The 15,692-nt window shown below is 31.9% G+C and carries 13 protein-coding genes; 3 read left to right on the top strand and 10 right to left on the bottom strand.

Annotated features, from left to right (window positions below; all coding sequences use genetic code 11):
- Positions 1-1,033: 1,033 nt before the first annotated feature.
- Positions 1,034-2,008 (bottom strand): site-specific tyrosine recombinase/integron integrase, encoded by a 975-nt coding sequence (xerA, locus tag ACTCDL_RS08110; RefSeq protein WP_463175674.1) that lies wholly within the window; start codon positions 2,006-2,008, stop codon positions 1,034-1,036.
- Positions 2,009-2,317: 309 nt separating this feature from the next.
- The gene (locus ACTCDL_RS08105; protein WP_463175673.1) at positions 2,318-4,777 is read right to left on the bottom strand and encodes a U32 family peptidase; all 2,460 of its coding nucleotides are present in this window, start codon (positions 4,775-4,777) and stop codon (positions 2,318-2,320) included.
- 222 nt (positions 4,778-4,999) lie between these two features.
- On the opposite strand from ACTCDL_RS08105, the gene ACTCDL_RS08100 reads away from it, so the two are divergent.
- Both ACTCDL_RS08100 and ACTCDL_RS08095 read left to right on the top strand, forming a co-directional pair.
- The gene (locus ACTCDL_RS08100) at positions 5,000-5,233 is read left to right on the top strand and encodes a hypothetical protein (protein WP_463175670.1); all 234 of its coding nucleotides are present in this window, start codon (positions 5,000-5,002) and stop codon (positions 5,231-5,233) included.
- 362 nt (positions 5,234-5,595) lie between these two features.
- The gene (locus ACTCDL_RS08095; protein ID WP_463175669.1) at positions 5,596-6,582 is read left to right on the top strand and encodes a DUF4382 domain-containing protein; all 987 of its coding nucleotides are present in this window, start codon (positions 5,596-5,598) and stop codon (positions 6,580-6,582) included.
- Between the two features lie 190 nt (positions 6,583-6,772).
- On the opposite strand, the gene ACTCDL_RS08090 is transcribed toward ACTCDL_RS08095, so the two are convergent.
- From ACTCDL_RS08090 to ACTCDL_RS08060, 7 genes are all read right to left on the bottom strand, one after another.
- Complete coding sequence (locus tag ACTCDL_RS08090) at positions 6,773-7,765, bottom strand: hypothetical protein (protein ID WP_463175668.1); 993 nt, start codon at positions 7,763-7,765, stop codon at positions 6,773-6,775.
- Positions 7,766-8,197: 432 nt separating this feature from the next.
- Positions 8,198-8,899 carry a spore cortex-lytic enzyme gene (gene sleB / locus ACTCDL_RS08085; RefSeq protein WP_463175666.1) on the bottom strand — a complete coding sequence of 234 codons (702 nt, stop codon included), beginning with the start codon at positions 8,897-8,899 and terminating at the stop codon, positions 8,198-8,200.
- 386 nt (positions 8,900-9,285) lie between these two features.
- Complete coding sequence (locus ACTCDL_RS08080) at positions 9,286-10,008, bottom strand: hypothetical protein (RefSeq protein ID WP_463175665.1); 723 nt, start codon at positions 10,006-10,008, stop codon at positions 9,286-9,288.
- Positions 10,009-10,024: 16 nt separating this feature from the next.
- Entirely contained in the window at positions 10,025-10,537 is a 513-nt protein-coding gene (locus ACTCDL_RS08075; protein ID WP_463175664.1) for a 3H domain-containing protein, read from the bottom strand.
- Positions 10,538-10,651: 114 nt separating this feature from the next.
- Complete coding sequence (locus ACTCDL_RS08070; protein WP_097019522.1) at positions 10,652-10,801, bottom strand: DUF1540 domain-containing protein; 150 nt, start codon at positions 10,799-10,801, stop codon at positions 10,652-10,654.
- 109 nt (positions 10,802-10,910) lie between these two features.
- Positions 10,911-11,117: a hypothetical protein gene (locus ACTCDL_RS08065; protein ID WP_463175663.1), complete on the bottom strand. Its 207-nt coding sequence runs from the start codon at positions 11,115-11,117 to the stop codon at positions 10,911-10,913.
- A gap of 117 nt (positions 11,118-11,234) precedes the next feature.
- Positions 11,235-11,903: a DUF421 domain-containing protein gene (locus ACTCDL_RS08060; RefSeq protein WP_463175661.1), complete on the bottom strand. Its 669-nt coding sequence runs from the start codon at positions 11,901-11,903 to the stop codon at positions 11,235-11,237.
- A 281-nt stretch (positions 11,904-12,184) separates the two neighbouring features.
- Between ACTCDL_RS08060 and ACTCDL_RS08055 the strand changes: the two genes are divergently transcribed.
- Positions 12,185-12,532 (top strand): hypothetical protein, encoded by a 348-nt coding sequence (locus ACTCDL_RS08055; protein WP_463175660.1) that lies wholly within the window; start codon positions 12,185-12,187, stop codon positions 12,530-12,532.
- A gap of 59 nt (positions 12,533-12,591) precedes the next feature.
- Here ACTCDL_RS08055 and ACTCDL_RS08050 read toward each other — a convergent pair whose 3' ends face one another.
- The gene (locus ACTCDL_RS08050) at positions 12,592-15,459 is read right to left on the bottom strand and encodes an Eco57I restriction-modification methylase domain-containing protein (RefSeq protein WP_463175658.1); all 2,868 of its coding nucleotides are present in this window, start codon (positions 15,457-15,459) and stop codon (positions 12,592-12,594) included.
- Positions 15,460-15,692 lie beyond the last annotated feature (233 nt).

Genomic DNA, 15,692 nt, shown 5'->3' with positions numbered 1-15,692 from the left:
TGTACAACCCTCTACAACTGAAGTTATCCTCAGTATTATGATCAAGTATTCAGCAAAAATTTCAATATACCAAACTTAGCCACCTCTTTCAGATAACGTTCCTGGGGTTCGCGACGTCCTCGATTACCTACTAATCTAAAATTAACCTCTAAGTCTCACATAAGTTAGCTCCAATCTTCATCCATCCACCCAAATTAGGATGTAGCTAAACTCATGTTAGGCGATGGTAATGGCGTCATTTACATCTCAGCTCTTTCAAATATAGGCTAAAATCTAAAAACAAACACCAAATATTCAATTATTTTACTTCATTACTGCAGCAATTATCAACAAAGCTTTTTCTTGCTTTTATTGATTTTATCTTGCCTCCAACTACTTAAATTAAAATTATTGCTTGGCTCATTACAGCCACCTTTCTTACTACATCTACAATTTATGATGCTACTATAAATCCAATTTAATATAAATCTGCTTACTTTATATAAGAGTTGATATACACTAACTTACTTTTTCTATAAGATTAACTCGCTTAAAGCACCTCAACTTCATCATTCTTTAATTTTTCATGCTAAACTTAATTGCAGCAATTTTTGAATAAGAATCATCTACCTCTGTACTTAAGCCAAGCAATAATTTCCTTAATGTTGACTTTTAAAATATTCTTGTAAATTATTTTTATAAACTATTTTTGTAACATATTATTTGAATTAACCTATGATTAAAGCTGGGTTTCATAAGTCACCACCACAATATCACTTTTAATCTTAAATTTTATCCTAGTTAAAGTTAAAAGGTCTTTTTATTTATATGAGTATTATTACTTTAAAAACTATAATTTTAATAATCTGATATAAAACTCAATCTATCATAAAAGCATTATAAAAGACTTAGCCATTTCTGTCGCCTAACTATTATCTTCCCGACATTCGTATATAATCAATACATTGTAGTATTTGCGACACAACATGTCGCAAATACCTCTGATTAATAATTGTTTGCGAAGTATGTCGGGAATATTTACTTTAATATACATTTAATCTATAAACTTATCTAAAGGACTCTCAATATTTCTAATACTTTTTCTACTTACATGAGTATATATCTCTGTTGTTTTTGAACTACTATGTCCAAGCAATTTTTGAATATAACGAAGATCAACTCCATTCTCTAAAAGATGAGTAGCAAAAGAATGGCGTAAACTATGTACTGTTACACTCTTATTAATCTTAGCTTGCTTACAAGCTGATTTAAAGACTCTTTGTACACTCCTTGATGTTAAATGAGATTCAGGTTTCCCACCTGGAAAAAGCCAATACTTAGGTTGATATTCTTTATAATACTCTCTTAATACATCTAAAGCTATTTGAGAAAGCAGAGTATATCTATCCTTTCTCCCCTTTCCTTGATAAACTTTAATTAACATCCTGTCACTGTCTATATCTTGAGGCTTTAATTTAACTACTTCACCTATCCTCAGCCCCGCTGAATAAATAAGGGCTATAATAGCTTTATGTTTCTTATTAGTTATAGACTTCAATATATTAAATATTTCTTCTTGACTCAATATAATAGGTAATTTATTCTCTTTTTTAGGTCTAGGTATTCCAATTGCAATACTAGGCTTATTTAAGACTTCTAGCATCATAAATTTAATAGCACTAACAGCTTGATTGACAAAAGAATGAGAAACTTCTCTAATATCTAATAAAAATAAAATATAATTATTTATATCCCCTTCCTTTACATGATCCCAATTTAAATTAATAAATCCTTTAAACCTCTTTAGATGTCCTAAGTACGCTTTTATTGTTTTAGGACTATACCCTTTTAACTTTAATTTCTTAACACCAATATTTAATAAATAATCATCTGTTTCTGAATTTTCATATATTAAATTCACATTTGATTTTGATAAATCTTTATTATCTCTACTAAAACCACCCTCTCTACTTTCATAAAGATCAACTATTTGCTCCCCTATTTTGCTTGTTTCATAATATAAAGACATAAATTAGCTCCTTTCAACTTTAATATATCCCTTATAAAATTTATAACCAATTCATGTCTTTTATATACACTAAAAGAATTATCTACCACTATATTACTACTATATCTGTTAAAATCCTGCAAATTACTTCTAAAAGTTATAGAAAACATCTTTAATTGAAACAATCATAGTTAATTACTATTACTTTAAGTTTACTAACCTATGTAACAGTAATGCCTAATAGTAATTAAAAAGCCGAAGCTATCGCCTCGACTTCTCATCATCTTTTCTTTTTATCCATTACTCGTCACACATCACTACTCACTGCCCTTACTTCACCCCCCGATAAAAATGCCCAGTAGTATATCCCTTCTTCTTAAACCTAAAGCTCAACTCACTCAAATCCACATCTTTACCCTTTAACTTAGCCTGATAAGCTTTAATTATCTCAAGCACCTCATCCTTCTCCTCCAAAATAAAATCCAGACGATAGCTTTGACAACCAGCTGAACTAATCTCATCTAGATAATCAATCAAATATAGTGGCTGACTATTATAGATAATTGTCGCACAGCTACTAGGGCTAGTTTCGATTGGAGCTACCATCCCCTTCCGATCTAAGAGACCATAGTTACCATTAGCACACTCCGTTTTACACTTCCTATCAGAAGAGAAGTCATTCTTCACACTGCCAATTGGACAATACTCAGTTATCATCATCGGTAAGTGTCCATAGACGATCAGTTCTTTGTCGATATTATTATACTTAGCTAGCTCTCTAATCTCCTGTAGATTCAGCTCTGGGGAGAGAACTACACTCTGATAATCTTCTTTCTGCCAATGCTTAACAGTATAAGAGTTGAAGATATTCAGTGGATAGTCAGCAATTAACAGCTTTTCACTATCTGTTAACAGCTCCGCTACTCCCAACTGTGGGACTAGATAACCACTAATCTCTGACTGCTCTAACTCTTCAATCTCTTTTTTGACCCTCTTCATCTCTGCTGAACGGGAGATTTGAGGTAACTTTACAAACAACTGGCTCTGATAACCTTTAAACTTATCAAGTATCTTCTCTACCTGCAATCCTCGACTATCACAATAGACCCTATCTACTCCTAACTCTAAAACCGCTTCGATATAATCTAAGGATTTTAGATATACGGCTAACTCCTTCTTATCTCCAAGCTTCGAACTCTCTAAGCTCAAAGTCTCATCTTTGATTCTATCATTCCTAGAAGTCTCGATAAACTGCTGACTACGCTGATAATCTAACTTCTCTACTCCATCACGGCGTAACTCATTGATTTTAGAGATAGGAATGAAGAGATTATCATCAATATCCAACTCTAGGCTTTCTAATTCATAAGGTGTATTTCCCAGTTTACTTAATTGTTCCTCAAAATCATCATCACTAATTGCCCGCTTTTGAGCCTCTTCAGGGATAAACTCACTTTGAGCCGAGACATAATGACCTGCTGAATCCCATAGGCTTAGTTCCATCGGTCTACCTAGTTTAGCTGATAATTGTCCAAAAATCTCAACCTTCTTGCTAGTATCAGGCAATACATAACTCTTTTGTAATCTTTCCAACAACTCCTTCTGTGAAGTCCGATAGACTGGATTACCTTCTTTGATTTTTCCTTTAATCTCCACCGAGATAATATTCTTGCTAATTTGCTGATAATCTGAAAGTACCATCCCTGTATTTTTACCACCATCAACCCATATCTCAATCCCATCACCTTCACTAAGGTCTTTGAATAACTTGATTTTACACTCTTTAGTCTGTTGATTATAAGCAAGCACCTCTCCCACTTTGACGCCCCAATTCTTAGGACGTTGATGGCTGATTAAATCTAAATTATTCTTACCTAGATAATAGCCAGGAATAAAGCCACCACGGTTGAAGATTTGCTCTATCTCTTCTTGATCTTTAGTTAAAACTTGATAAGCTTGCTTCTCAAAGTATCCATCAATATACTTCCGATATTTTTCTGTTACCAAAGCAGTATATTCTGATCGCTTCATCCTGCCCTCAATCTTAAAGGAAGTAATACCCGCCTCGATCAACTCAGGTATAATCTCTAAAGTATTGATATCCTTTGGACTAAGTAGATGCTTCTTGGCATGCTCCTCTTTAATAACCTCACCACTCTCTAAATCGACTAAGCTATAAGGAAGGCGACAAGGCTGAGCACAACGACCACGATTACCACTTCGCCCTCCAATCAAGCTACTCATTAGACATTGTCCTGAATAAGAAACACACAAAGCTCCATGGACAAAGGCTTCTATCTCTAAATTAGTATTCTTGGCTATCTCCTTAACCTCAGCAATTGATAATTCTCTAGCCATCACCACCCGCGAGAAAGCTAACTTTTCTAGATACTTTGCACCTTCTAAGTTATGTATAGTCATCTGAGTACTAGCATGAAGCTCTAAGTTAGGAAAGTTATCTTTCACTAACTTAGCAGTTCCTAGATCCTGTAGAATCACTCCATCTACTCCATACTGATAAATACTTTCAATAAACTCCAATACCCCCTTAATCTCACTGTCCTTATAAAGAGTATTAACTGTCACATAGACCTTAACTCCACGGATATGGGCATAGTCAAAGACCTCTTTCAATTCTTCAGTACTAAAATTATCAGCACTCTTACGAGCATTGAAGCTCTTACCCCCTAAATAAACAGCATCGCACCCATTCTGTACTGCTGCATATAAACTATCCCAATTCCCCACTGGTGATAATAACTCGATTTGATTTAATCTATAATCATACATTTATATTAATACCCCCATAATTTAAATTAATATTTAAGCTTCTAATTAATTTTACTGCTTGTGACTGGTTACCCGTCACTTATTTTATATTATCCCACTTTTGATTGCAATTAAATTATCTATTATGTATGACTCCTTACATTAATCCACTTTAAAATATATGATAATATTATTGAAAGATAATTAAAATTATAAATCTGCTGATTTAAAGGGGTGATAACTATGGGGTTAGAGATGAAGCTTAAAAATTGTAAGAAATGCAACCATATCTTTGTTAATCAGGGACAGAGTCTATGTCCTGACTGTATAGAAGCAGAGAGAGAAAACTTCCACAAGATAAGAGATTATCTCTGGGATAATCCAGGCTCAAATATCAAAGAGATACACCAAGAGACAGAAGTTTCACTAAAGATAATTAGACAATTTCTTAGAGAGGGGCGATTTAATTCCATTTAATCTTAACTTTAGCAAGATTTAAGAAGTTAACCTATAACTACAAAGAAGATAATCAACTATTAGCTCGAATTAATATAGTAAAGAATTGTATTAGTATTAGAACTGATATAATTTAAAGAAAAAACGACATTTTTAGGAATCTGGAATCAGTTATCAGGAACCTGTAAACCATACTAATTCCAGATTCCTGGTTCCTGGTTCCCGACACAAAAGTGTCGCAATATCCCCATAAAATATAACAAATCAAATCTCCCAAATTCATATTTTGTATGACAGCTTACATTAATCTATCTCACAGTCTAATATAATCTAATCATGGATAAGTAATCTAACTATATAATTAAATTAAGGAGGAGATAGATATGACAAAGAAAAGATCATTTCTTTTAATCGCATTATTAGCATTATCTTTAGCAATCACAGGATGTAGTGATGGAGATAGTAGCACTACCCTTAGCAGTGGTAGTGGTGAATTAGCTTTATCCCTTGCTGATGCCCCTGTAAATAATGTAGCTGAGGTCAACGTAACCCTTTCTGAAGTACAGGTTAGCCGTGTAAATGATGGTCAAGAGGTCTGGGAAACAATCAATGATTTTACTGATAATGGTGAAGAAGCCACCTTTGATTTATTGACCTTGCGCTTTGACCAAGAATTATTAGGACAAAAGATGTTAGAAGCTGGACATTATAATCAGATTAGATTGATTCTTGCTTCACAAAATTCAGAGATTGTCTTTAAAGATAATACAGTTCGTACTTTGACTGTTCCAAGTGGAACTCAAACTGGTTTAAAGATTAATCATGACTTTACTATTGAAGATGGGAAGATTACTAGATTGTTATTAGACGCTGATGTAAGTAAGATTATGCATAGTGCTGGAAAAAGTGGTAAGATAATCTTAAGGCCTACTGCTATCAAGATTATAGACCAAGTTATCTCTGGCGATATCCAAGGAAGGGTAGTAGATACTGCTGGTCAAGCTATTACTGGAAATGATGTTATAGTAGAGGCTTGGAATGATGGAACAAAAATGGCATCAACAATAGCTACTGCTGAAGCTATGGATACAAATAATGATGAAATTATCGATGAAAATGATAAACCAGCTGGTTCCTTCCTATTAAGAGGACTTGAAGAAGGAACTTATACTATTACAGCTAAGGTAGTTACTGGAGAAGACTTAGACCAAGATGGAAATCCCGATGAAGTCTTAAATACTAATAATGAAGCAATGTATCAACAGACTAATAATATTACTGTTGATGTAATTGCAAAACAGGTTACACCATTATCAGAGAATATCATCTTAGAAGAAGTAACTGTTAATACAGCAACTACTAATGAGTAATAAAGCCAAAAAAAGTTATATTATGTCTATTTTAAAAACCCATATTTATAAACATAGCTAGGAGGAATAATTCCTCCTAGCTTTTTAAAATTATTGATAAACTCTGTATAAAAAATAAGTAGAGTAAGTTAGGATACTTTAGAATAAGATCAAAATTTATTGACTTTAGCAATTCATCCTTGATAAATCATTAAATATAATAAAATAAGACAATAGTTACTATAGCCAGAATTGATATTGCTACAAAACTATAAAAAATTATCCCTTGACTATTAGTAGATTTATATAACCTTTTCCCAGGAGTTTCTTTATCTTTAACTTTTGGTACAGCTAACTTCAATTCTGATTGCGACTCAACAATCAACCTACCTTTAATATCTTCTCCTAAGTCTAAATGTAAGTAATACATCTTCTGTTTATCATTAAAATAGATATCTTCAACCCGTACCTCTAATTTATCATTATCGATAATAATATCTGATAGTTTCTCAGAAAAATTACGATAATCAACTTCTGACAACCTAACCAAAATCATATCATTTTTTTCTAATTCACCTATTCTCTTCCCGTGAACAGCAGAAATCTGAGGAAGACAATCAATTATAATTTGATTATCACCTCCACCCTCCTTTACCTCTTCATCTCTCTCATAAAAGAGATGAGGATACCTCTCCTCTAGCTCCTCATAATCCTTTAATTCCATAAATAAAGCTACTTCTACATATTCCTTAACTATATCTCCCAATCGCGATTTAAAACGTTGATTAATCTCATCAATTGCATCTGCTTTAAAGAGCTTAATAAGTTCTTCAATATCCTCTTCTGTAAGTCTCTCTTTGAGTTTGGCTCGAACCATTCTACCTTTTTTCTTCTCTTCTTCAGAAGTTTTAGAAATAATTCTTAAAAAACCCTTATTATCAGCTGGAACATATAATAGCTCATCTCTATTGCTAACTGTTGCTTCAAAGTTTATTAATTTACTACTCTTTATACCTATAATGGCAATAAATAATACATGTACCTTACTCTTTCCACCATAAGAGACTCTACCCTGAATATGAATATAATCCTCTTCAGTTTCACCATTATCTTCTTTTAATAACGTATCTGAAGTACTTTTAATCTCCTCCTCTACATCTATGTCCTCTACTTCATTAAGAGGACTAAATTCACTCCCTCCCATACTCTACCTCCTTAATAATTACACTTTAACTATTCTCATTATTTCTCCAAAAAATAATTTTTTCCTTCTTTTTAAAACTATTGTTTCTTTCTGTAATTTAAACTTATTAGTCCAATTATTATCAAATCAATAAACTTTCTAAAAGATATACTTTATAATAAAGTAACAAGAATATATGATGCCTATATCAAATTCTAGTAGAATAATTAGTATAATATGTAGATATTAAAATACTTTCATAAATCAGTTATTAGGAATCTGGAATCAGCATAATTCACAGCTTTCTGACTCCTGATTCCAAATTCTTAAAATTATATCTGTAACTATAATTAGTGTTAATCACAAAGTTCGTTATTGAACCTTAATTTTCTGTGCTTTAGAATTAATAACATTAAATATGTAAAAAAATAGCCCCTTAAGGAGCTATTTTTATTACTTAGCAAAATAATGTCTTCCGATTTTTGTGATAATCTCTCTAGTATAAATCCAGTAAGATGTTACCTTCGCTGGATTATAGTAAAATACCGCTCCTCCAGTTGGATCCCATCCTTTTAGAGCATCATAAACGGCATCCATCACCTTTGGATCTGGTGTTAACCAGAATTGACCATCATGAACTGCTGTAAAGGCCCAGGGCTCAAAGATAACTCCTTTAATAGTATTTGGAAATCTTGGATCTGCTACTCTATTTAAGATAACAGATGCTACAGCAACCTGACCTTCATAGCTTTCCCCTCTTGCTTCAGAGTAAACAGCTCTTGCTAATAAGTTTAACTCTTCCTGGGTTACATTAACTCTATACTTAGAATAATTATTAACAGTTGCCATATTCTTATACTCATTTCCATCCTTTAATTCATTAATGGTCTCATACCCAGCCATACCATCAATCCTAATTCTGTTATCCTTTTGGAAATTAATAACAGCTTTTTCTGTTATAGGACCAAAGTAACCAGTGGCTTCAACTGTAAAATAACCTTCCTTAGCCAATTCTTGCTGTAATGTCTTCACATCATTACCCCTAGCACCAAAGTGTAATAATCTATGACCTAAAGTCGCCGCTTCACCTACTGCCGTGAATATACCCATTGATAAGATCGCTAAAGCTAATACTATAGCAATATTCTTCTTCATTTTACTACACCTCCTGATTATTTTCTTTTTATAAATAGAACTAAATTATCATCATTGATCATTTTTGTAATTTTCCAACGAACGAATATCATTATACCTAGAGAGATGTAGAATTTCAAAGGAAGTTATTGTAAATTGATTGAATTAACTGTCATAAATCAATTTATGCTTTAAAGAATTGATATAATATAGAGATAATGCGACACTTTTAAATATCAGTGTGAGTTGGTGTGCGGGTGTGTGAGTGTGAGTAACTCCCAATAGAGAGGCACTTCACACACACTCACACTCATAACTCACACTAACACGAAAGTGTCGCAATATACCCATTAACTCTAACATAAACTATTTTAATAAAGAATAAGAATTGGCTCTAGAGCCAATTCTTATTCTTTATCTTCACTCTTCTGCCAAGCACTAACTAAAGAAGATACACCTTGAATTAAAAAGATACCCGCAACCCAATAATAAACAAATTGGGGGTATAATAAGATTAATATTCCTACAAATAAATACATCAGACCAGTAAAGATCAAACTGGCCCGTTCAGTCTTTCCAGTCTTTTCACTCACCTTATCCGCCACCTTTATAAAATTAGTGTAACTTAATAAAGTATTCCAAATAATCGAACTTATATTTGATTCTACAAGATTCTTTCTAACCTCTGCCCAAAAGTATGGAAAGAAGACTATATTCAAAAATAGGCCTATTAAAAATAGACTCAATAAATAAGTTAATCCTGAATAGTAATTCCCCCAGGTCAATAGTAGCCCTATCTCATCCATAAAGAGTCCTAATCCCATCCCATAAAGTACTGCTGCATGCCTTCTGTTTAAGATAGATGAACCAACTATAGCGATCCAACCAGCAATAGCAATTAAGATTATCCCAAAATAAAAATGATGGATATGATGCCCAAATAGAATTATATTTCTTCCTATATAGAAGTTAGTATCAGGACTTAATCCCTCTTTAGCCACCTGAGCAAATGTACTCTCTGCAGATCCTGCAATTAATACCATCAATCTAATTAATAAGAAAGAGGCCAAATAAGAAATAGTAATTAAAAAGGGAACAGTCTTCTCCTCTTTTATACTAATTGTTATCAACTCCTGACTCCTTATATTAGCTCTGTAATAAAAAGCCCTGCTCTCTTAATTTCTCTTCAATTAATTCCAATACCTCTTGATTTAAAGCTTCAATAGTATGTAAGTGTACACCTTCAGTCAATGTTGATAGTGGTTTGACATCTTCTCCTTGGTAATTTTCCATAAATTCCTCCAAGTCCTTACGATTTTGTACCATTAATATCCCTTTAATCTCACCATAGATAGGGTGTTCAACAATTACATCCTTTATTCTACCACCATATTTAATTATAGTTAACAGTTCTTTTTCTATATCTTCAGGTTTATGCTTACATGCCATTGTCTTTTCTACCATATTACTATCTTGGGGTACCATATAGCCTCTTGCTGTAGCTAATACCTCTTCCCCCTGTGCCCTTAATAATGCAATATCCTGAACAATTACTTGGCGACTAACTCCGAAGGTATCTGCTAAATCAGAACCAATTATCGGACTAGTTGCCTTTTTTAATTTATTTAAGAGCATCATTCTTCTATCTTCTGCAGACATACTCACCACTCCTAAACTATCAATTATTTATATTAGAATTTTCTTTATATTATCTATTTCAGTATAAATGATATAATTCCTGCTAAAAAAAGCTGGCATAATGCCAGCTAGTAATTATTCTCTTGCAAAACTTGCACATTTGGTCCCTTCAGCATATCTACTAAATTCTCCATTGTCATCACAAGTAACTAAAATTTCTTCTAAACTGCATATTTTTTTAGCATTATAGGCACAACTCTCTACATTACATTTAATCTTTGCCATAATAACACCCCTGTTTAAGATTTTTAAATAAATTTAAAAGCAAGAGCTACTGCTCTTGCCTTTATCTAGCTTATAAGAATTAAAGGTTATTAGAATTTAATCCTTTACCTTACTCAAAATCATCAGGATTTAACTCTTCAGTGTCTTTAACTTGTGATAAAGTTCCCTGATTCTTTTTCAAATTTTTCAATTCATCGGCTGAATCAAAATCATCAGGATTTATCTCTTCAGTATCATCAAGTGTAAATACCTCTGATTGTTTATTTTTCATCTCTGATAATTCCTTAGAAGATTTATTCTTAGGCCCTTTAGCCATTTATATTCCCTCCTTTTATTATATATTATTATTAATCTGCCACAATTTCGAAAAAAATATATCCTTTAACCTATGGAAATCACTAAGTATTACCTAACAAATATTACTAATTATTTCTTATTTAGTAGAAAGATATAGATTCCCATTAGTTTCTAATACTGCTAGCATAATATCTTTAGAATCATTGATGCCTCTTTTTTGCAATTCTTTCCATAACCAAGCTTCATCTAAATTGACATCATTTAACCCATTATAATTAATCTCTCCATCAGTTATTAGTATCGTAGGAATACCTTCATATTCAGTTTCTACCCCTAAATCCTGAGGGGTTAAACCCCTTTGCTGTGATTTAGGTATTACCGTTAAATCACCAGAGGTCTCCAAAATTGCAAACTCCACATCTGATGGATTAAAAATGCTATTTTCATGAAGTTGCATCAATAAATCATGAATACTATAACGGGATTTTCTCATCTCTTTTTGATCAATTTTACCATTTCTAATTAAGATACTAGGTGTTCCATTGATTAACCTTCTAACTGTGCTATTCTTCAAAGACAAGTAAGATACTATCAATTCAATTGAAGCCAAGGTAACTAATGGAATAACCGCATCCATGAGATTAGCATTTCTTTCTTCTATTACAATTACCCCTAACTCTGCTATCATCAGTGATACTACCAAATCAAAAGGGGTCAATTCTCCAACCTCTCTTTTTCCCATTAGCCTTAAAGCAGTTAAGGTTAAAAAATATACAAAGGTTGTCCTTAGTAATAAACTAAGCATCTTTTTCCCCCTTACATAAAATCATAATAATCTTCTACACTACATATTATCAGCAAATAATCTAATTTTATAAATAGTAATTTTTCCAATTACGGCTTATTGTAAAATCTACAATAACCTTCATAAAGATTTAATATACAGTATATTAAATCTTTATGAAGGTTATAATAATAAAGTCAAAGTTCTAATCATCTCTAATAATTAATATTTCTAATTAAACTATAAACTTGTCTTTCAAGTCAATTAACAATAGATATTACTTAAGGAGGGATATTAATATAATGAAAGATAACTATAGAAATACAAATACAGAAAACTTTCAAATTAAAGCAGATGCAGAAATTTCCCCAGGACATCTGATGATTAAATTCAATAATCCTCAATTTTCTGAACAAGATCTACGTTTCTTTGGGGTAAATAAAGAAGGTGCTCCAGTAAGTGGGATTGGTGTTCCAGCTGAACAGATTAATAGTCACTATACCGATGAAACGACTGCCTTATTCAACATTAGCGATTTAGTTCACACTGGGCAGTTCACCGATGAAACAGTAGAAGGGGTTATCACCGCTAGTGGTCATGAAGTAGGTCGCCATAGCATTGAAACTCCTCCTTCTATTTATATGGGATAATAGTAACAATAAGTGATGAATAATGAGCAATAAGTTCAAGACCTATCACCTCTTATTCATCACTTATTACTATTTTTTTCAAAGTAAATCAGATGTTGAGTATCCCAAGAAGTTAAACCAAAGATATAGGTCTCATAATTAATAAAAGGCAACCTCAACTCTAGCCCCTTCTTCTTTCTTTTTAGATATTCATTCCATGTATATTTTCTAGAAAAGATTATATCCTTAAGAATCAATTCATCATCCTTCTTTTGACTAACAGCATCTAAAAGAATTGATATCCTCCTATTAACTATTAATTTTTGATAAATTTCTTCTAAGCTTAAGTATGAACCTTGCTCCTCCAATATCTTTTTAACCTTATGTGAAATATATTCTCCTATCTTCTCTTTTAATAACTTGTGACTATAATATCTATAAGAATCTTGATTCTTCTTAGCATAACCTCTTCTTAATAGAGCTAAAGTCTGATATTCACAGCCAATCTGTTGAGCAACCTTCTCTAAATCCTTCTCTTGCTGGTGGTGGACTCTAAATAAATCTTTCTCTGTTAAAGTCTTGGCTAATCTACTTGCTAACTCCACTCTGTTATCAATTACTTGCTTGTAATCTCTACTCTCTAACTTATATAGGTATTCCTCTTCTAATCTCCCATATTGACCTTCTCTAAGTTTATCAGAGATAAGCTTTATCTCTTCTAGCTTTAAATTATAGCTATAATAGATAAGACCATCTAATCTTCCTTGCAAATCTTTCATATCACCTTTTTTCTTAGCTAATCTCTCAACAAACTCTATATAACCTTGATATAAATCTTCTTTACTATTATAATTCTCTTTCTCTAAGTATGATAAGAAAGATAATAGCCTAATCTCTTCTTTTAAAGCCCTAATCTCCCTTACCAAGGAATCTATCTTTTCTAGATATTCTCCAACCTTTACCCTTAATTGTAAGACAGTATTAGGATAATAATCATATATTTCATAACTCATCTTCTTAGCAAAACTCTTAAAATAAAAGTTATATACTTTAGAATTTAGTATACCTACCAAAAACTCTAAGGTCAATAGCTCTTTAAACTCTTCTTTTAGTATCAATAAATAAACATCAGCACTACAATAATTCCCACCATTATCAATAGCAAAACGATTCTTAGAGGCCTTATAGGGGTAGACTATCTTTCTATCATCAAATATATTCTGACTTCTACCCCATTGCAAATGGTACCACTCTTTTAAACCCCTCTTACATTCTCTCCTATTGCTTAATCTATCCTTAAATTGACTTAAATAAGTGATAGTGTTTGGAAAGTCTTCCAAAGAACTTATTAAATCACTATAAATTAGATATTTATTCCCTTCTTCTATTGAATAGAGTCCAATATGACGATTTTTAATCCATGGTCGCAATAACTTACTCTCTATCTGTTCTGCTACAAGCTGGTCTTTTGATAAAACAAAGGCCTTGTCATATCCAGTAATAATCCCTTGAAAACTATCACAGATATCACCTAGAAGATATCCTGCTTCTTCAATCTTGCTACAAATTAATTGCTCTTCTTTCGATAAAAGCCTCCATCCATCATTACTCAATTTGGATTGTTTAATCATGAACCTCTGGTAATAATCTCGCTTCTGTTTAGTAGCTATCTCTCTAATTATATCTTCACCTTTCAAGTTCTGTGCTCTATTATTGAGTCTAATAACCTCTATCATATTATCAAACTTATCTTGAGAAGATAATTTAATAATAATAGAATCTACAATAACATTATCAAAAATTTGTAGACCATAAAAATCTAATATAAATAAGATGTTGACCTTTTGTTGCAGATACTCTCTTAAGTTCTCTCCCGCAGGCGACTCCAGAAAATAACGAGAGGTAATCATCATTAGCTCCCCATTCTTGCTAAGGGATTCCATTCCCTTCTCTAAAAAACAATAAGAGAGGTCAGCCTTATCGGCATAAACTGAATAATTATTCTTCAACCATTTTTTATAATCTCTCTCTAGTTCCTTATGACCTACATAAGGAGGATTACCGATAATAAAATCAAATTGATCATTAAATTCTATCCTCAAAAAATCTCCCACTTCAATATTTAGATCTCTGATAGCTAATGGTTTATCAATATCTTTAAATAACAAAGATATTATAGTCAATTGTATAGCAAAACTATCTAAATCAACACCATACAAGTTATTTTTCAAAATATGCTGATGTATCATATCTTGATCCCAATTATCCTCAGGATATAGCTCCTTTAACCTATCTAAATTACTAAGATACTTATTATATAAGATATCATAGACCTCTACTAAAAAATAACCACTTCCACAGGAAGGGTCTAATAATCTCAAGTATGGATTTGCAAGGATATCATAGCTCTCTAGAGTATCCTTTAAAATAAAAGAGATAATACTATCAGGAGTATAGACTTGACCAGTCTTTCTTTTAGAAGTCTGAGAAACTAAATGTTGATATACCTCACCTAATAATTTAGTATCTAAATCTGTAAAGTCATATTTACTTAAGATCCCATCTACCTTAGCAATTATCTCCTTATTTTTGCTCAACAACTCCCATCTAGAATCTAAAATCATCTCTTCCTCAAAATCTTCAAAACAAGCTTTGAAGATAGTATTCAAAGAGTAATTGGTTAAGGTAAGATTCTTAATCAAACCTTTAGCTTCAACAAATTCTAAGACTAATAATTTGATGATAGATAGATAGGTAACTTTAGTATAAAAGTCATTATTCCAATTTATCTTCTCTTTCTCAGTTCTAATATTATCTAACTTTTGATATTGCCCGATAATATTCTTAAATGATTTATTCTTTAGCCTACTTTTGAATTCATTTTCATAATCTGCTAATAGTATAGTATAAATTCTATCTATATCTTTAAATAATGCTCGTCTATTCACAACAAACACCCCATTAAGATTCATTTCTCCAACCTATTTAATATATAGATTGAATTAAATAATTTCATTAATTAAAAATCAATAATTCAACTTATTTAGCAACAAATCTAGCGAATTTAAAACAAAGAAAATTTTAAACTATTAATTTATTCTTTTTGCCTTTTATTCGTGTAATTCGTGTTAATTCGTTGCAAAAAAGCTTTTTAATTCTTTAAAGAAAAACATTAGTTCAA

The organism is Orenia sp., assembly GCF_055140805.1.
This window is presented reverse-complemented; position numbering and strand designations above follow the sequence as displayed.

Bases quoted from the DNA above. Each gene is read 5' to 3' on its own strand.
- ACTCDL_RS08100 (WP_463175670.1), top strand. From the start codon at position 5,000: ATGGGGTTAGAGATGAAGCTTAAAAATTGTAAGAAATGCAACCATATC.
- ACTCDL_RS08070 (WP_097019522.1), bottom strand. From the start codon at position 10,801: ATGGCAAAGATTAAATGTAATGTAGAGAGTTGTGCCTATAATGCTAAA.
- sleB (WP_463175666.1), bottom strand. From the start codon at position 8,899: ATGAAGAAGAATATTGCTATAGTATTAGCTTTAGCGATCTTATCAATG.
- xerA (WP_463175674.1), bottom strand. From the start codon at position 2,008: ATGTCTTTATATTATGAAACAAGCAAAATAGGGGAGCAAATAGTTGAT.
- ACTCDL_RS08055 (WP_463175660.1), top strand. From the start codon at position 12,185: ATGAAAGATAACTATAGAAATACAAATACAGAAAACTTTCAAATTAAA.
- ACTCDL_RS08065 (WP_463175663.1), bottom strand. From the start codon at position 11,117: ATGGCTAAAGGGCCTAAGAATAAATCTTCTAAGGAATTATCAGAGATG.
- ACTCDL_RS08075 (WP_463175664.1), bottom strand. From the start codon at position 10,537: ATGTCTGCAGAAGATAGAAGAATGATGCTCTTAAATAAATTAAAAAAG.
- ACTCDL_RS08105 (WP_463175673.1), bottom strand. From the start codon at position 4,777: ATGTATGATTATAGATTAAATCAAATCGAGTTATTATCACCAGTGGGG.
- ACTCDL_RS08060 (WP_463175661.1), bottom strand. From the start codon at position 11,903: ATGCTTAGTTTATTACTAAGGACAACCTTTGTATATTTTTTAACCTTA.
- ACTCDL_RS08090 (WP_463175668.1), bottom strand. From the start codon at position 7,765: ATGGGAGGGAGTGAATTTAGTCCTCTTAATGAAGTAGAGGACATAGAT.
- ACTCDL_RS08095 (WP_463175669.1), top strand. From the start codon at position 5,596: ATGACAAAGAAAAGATCATTTCTTTTAATCGCATTATTAGCATTATCT.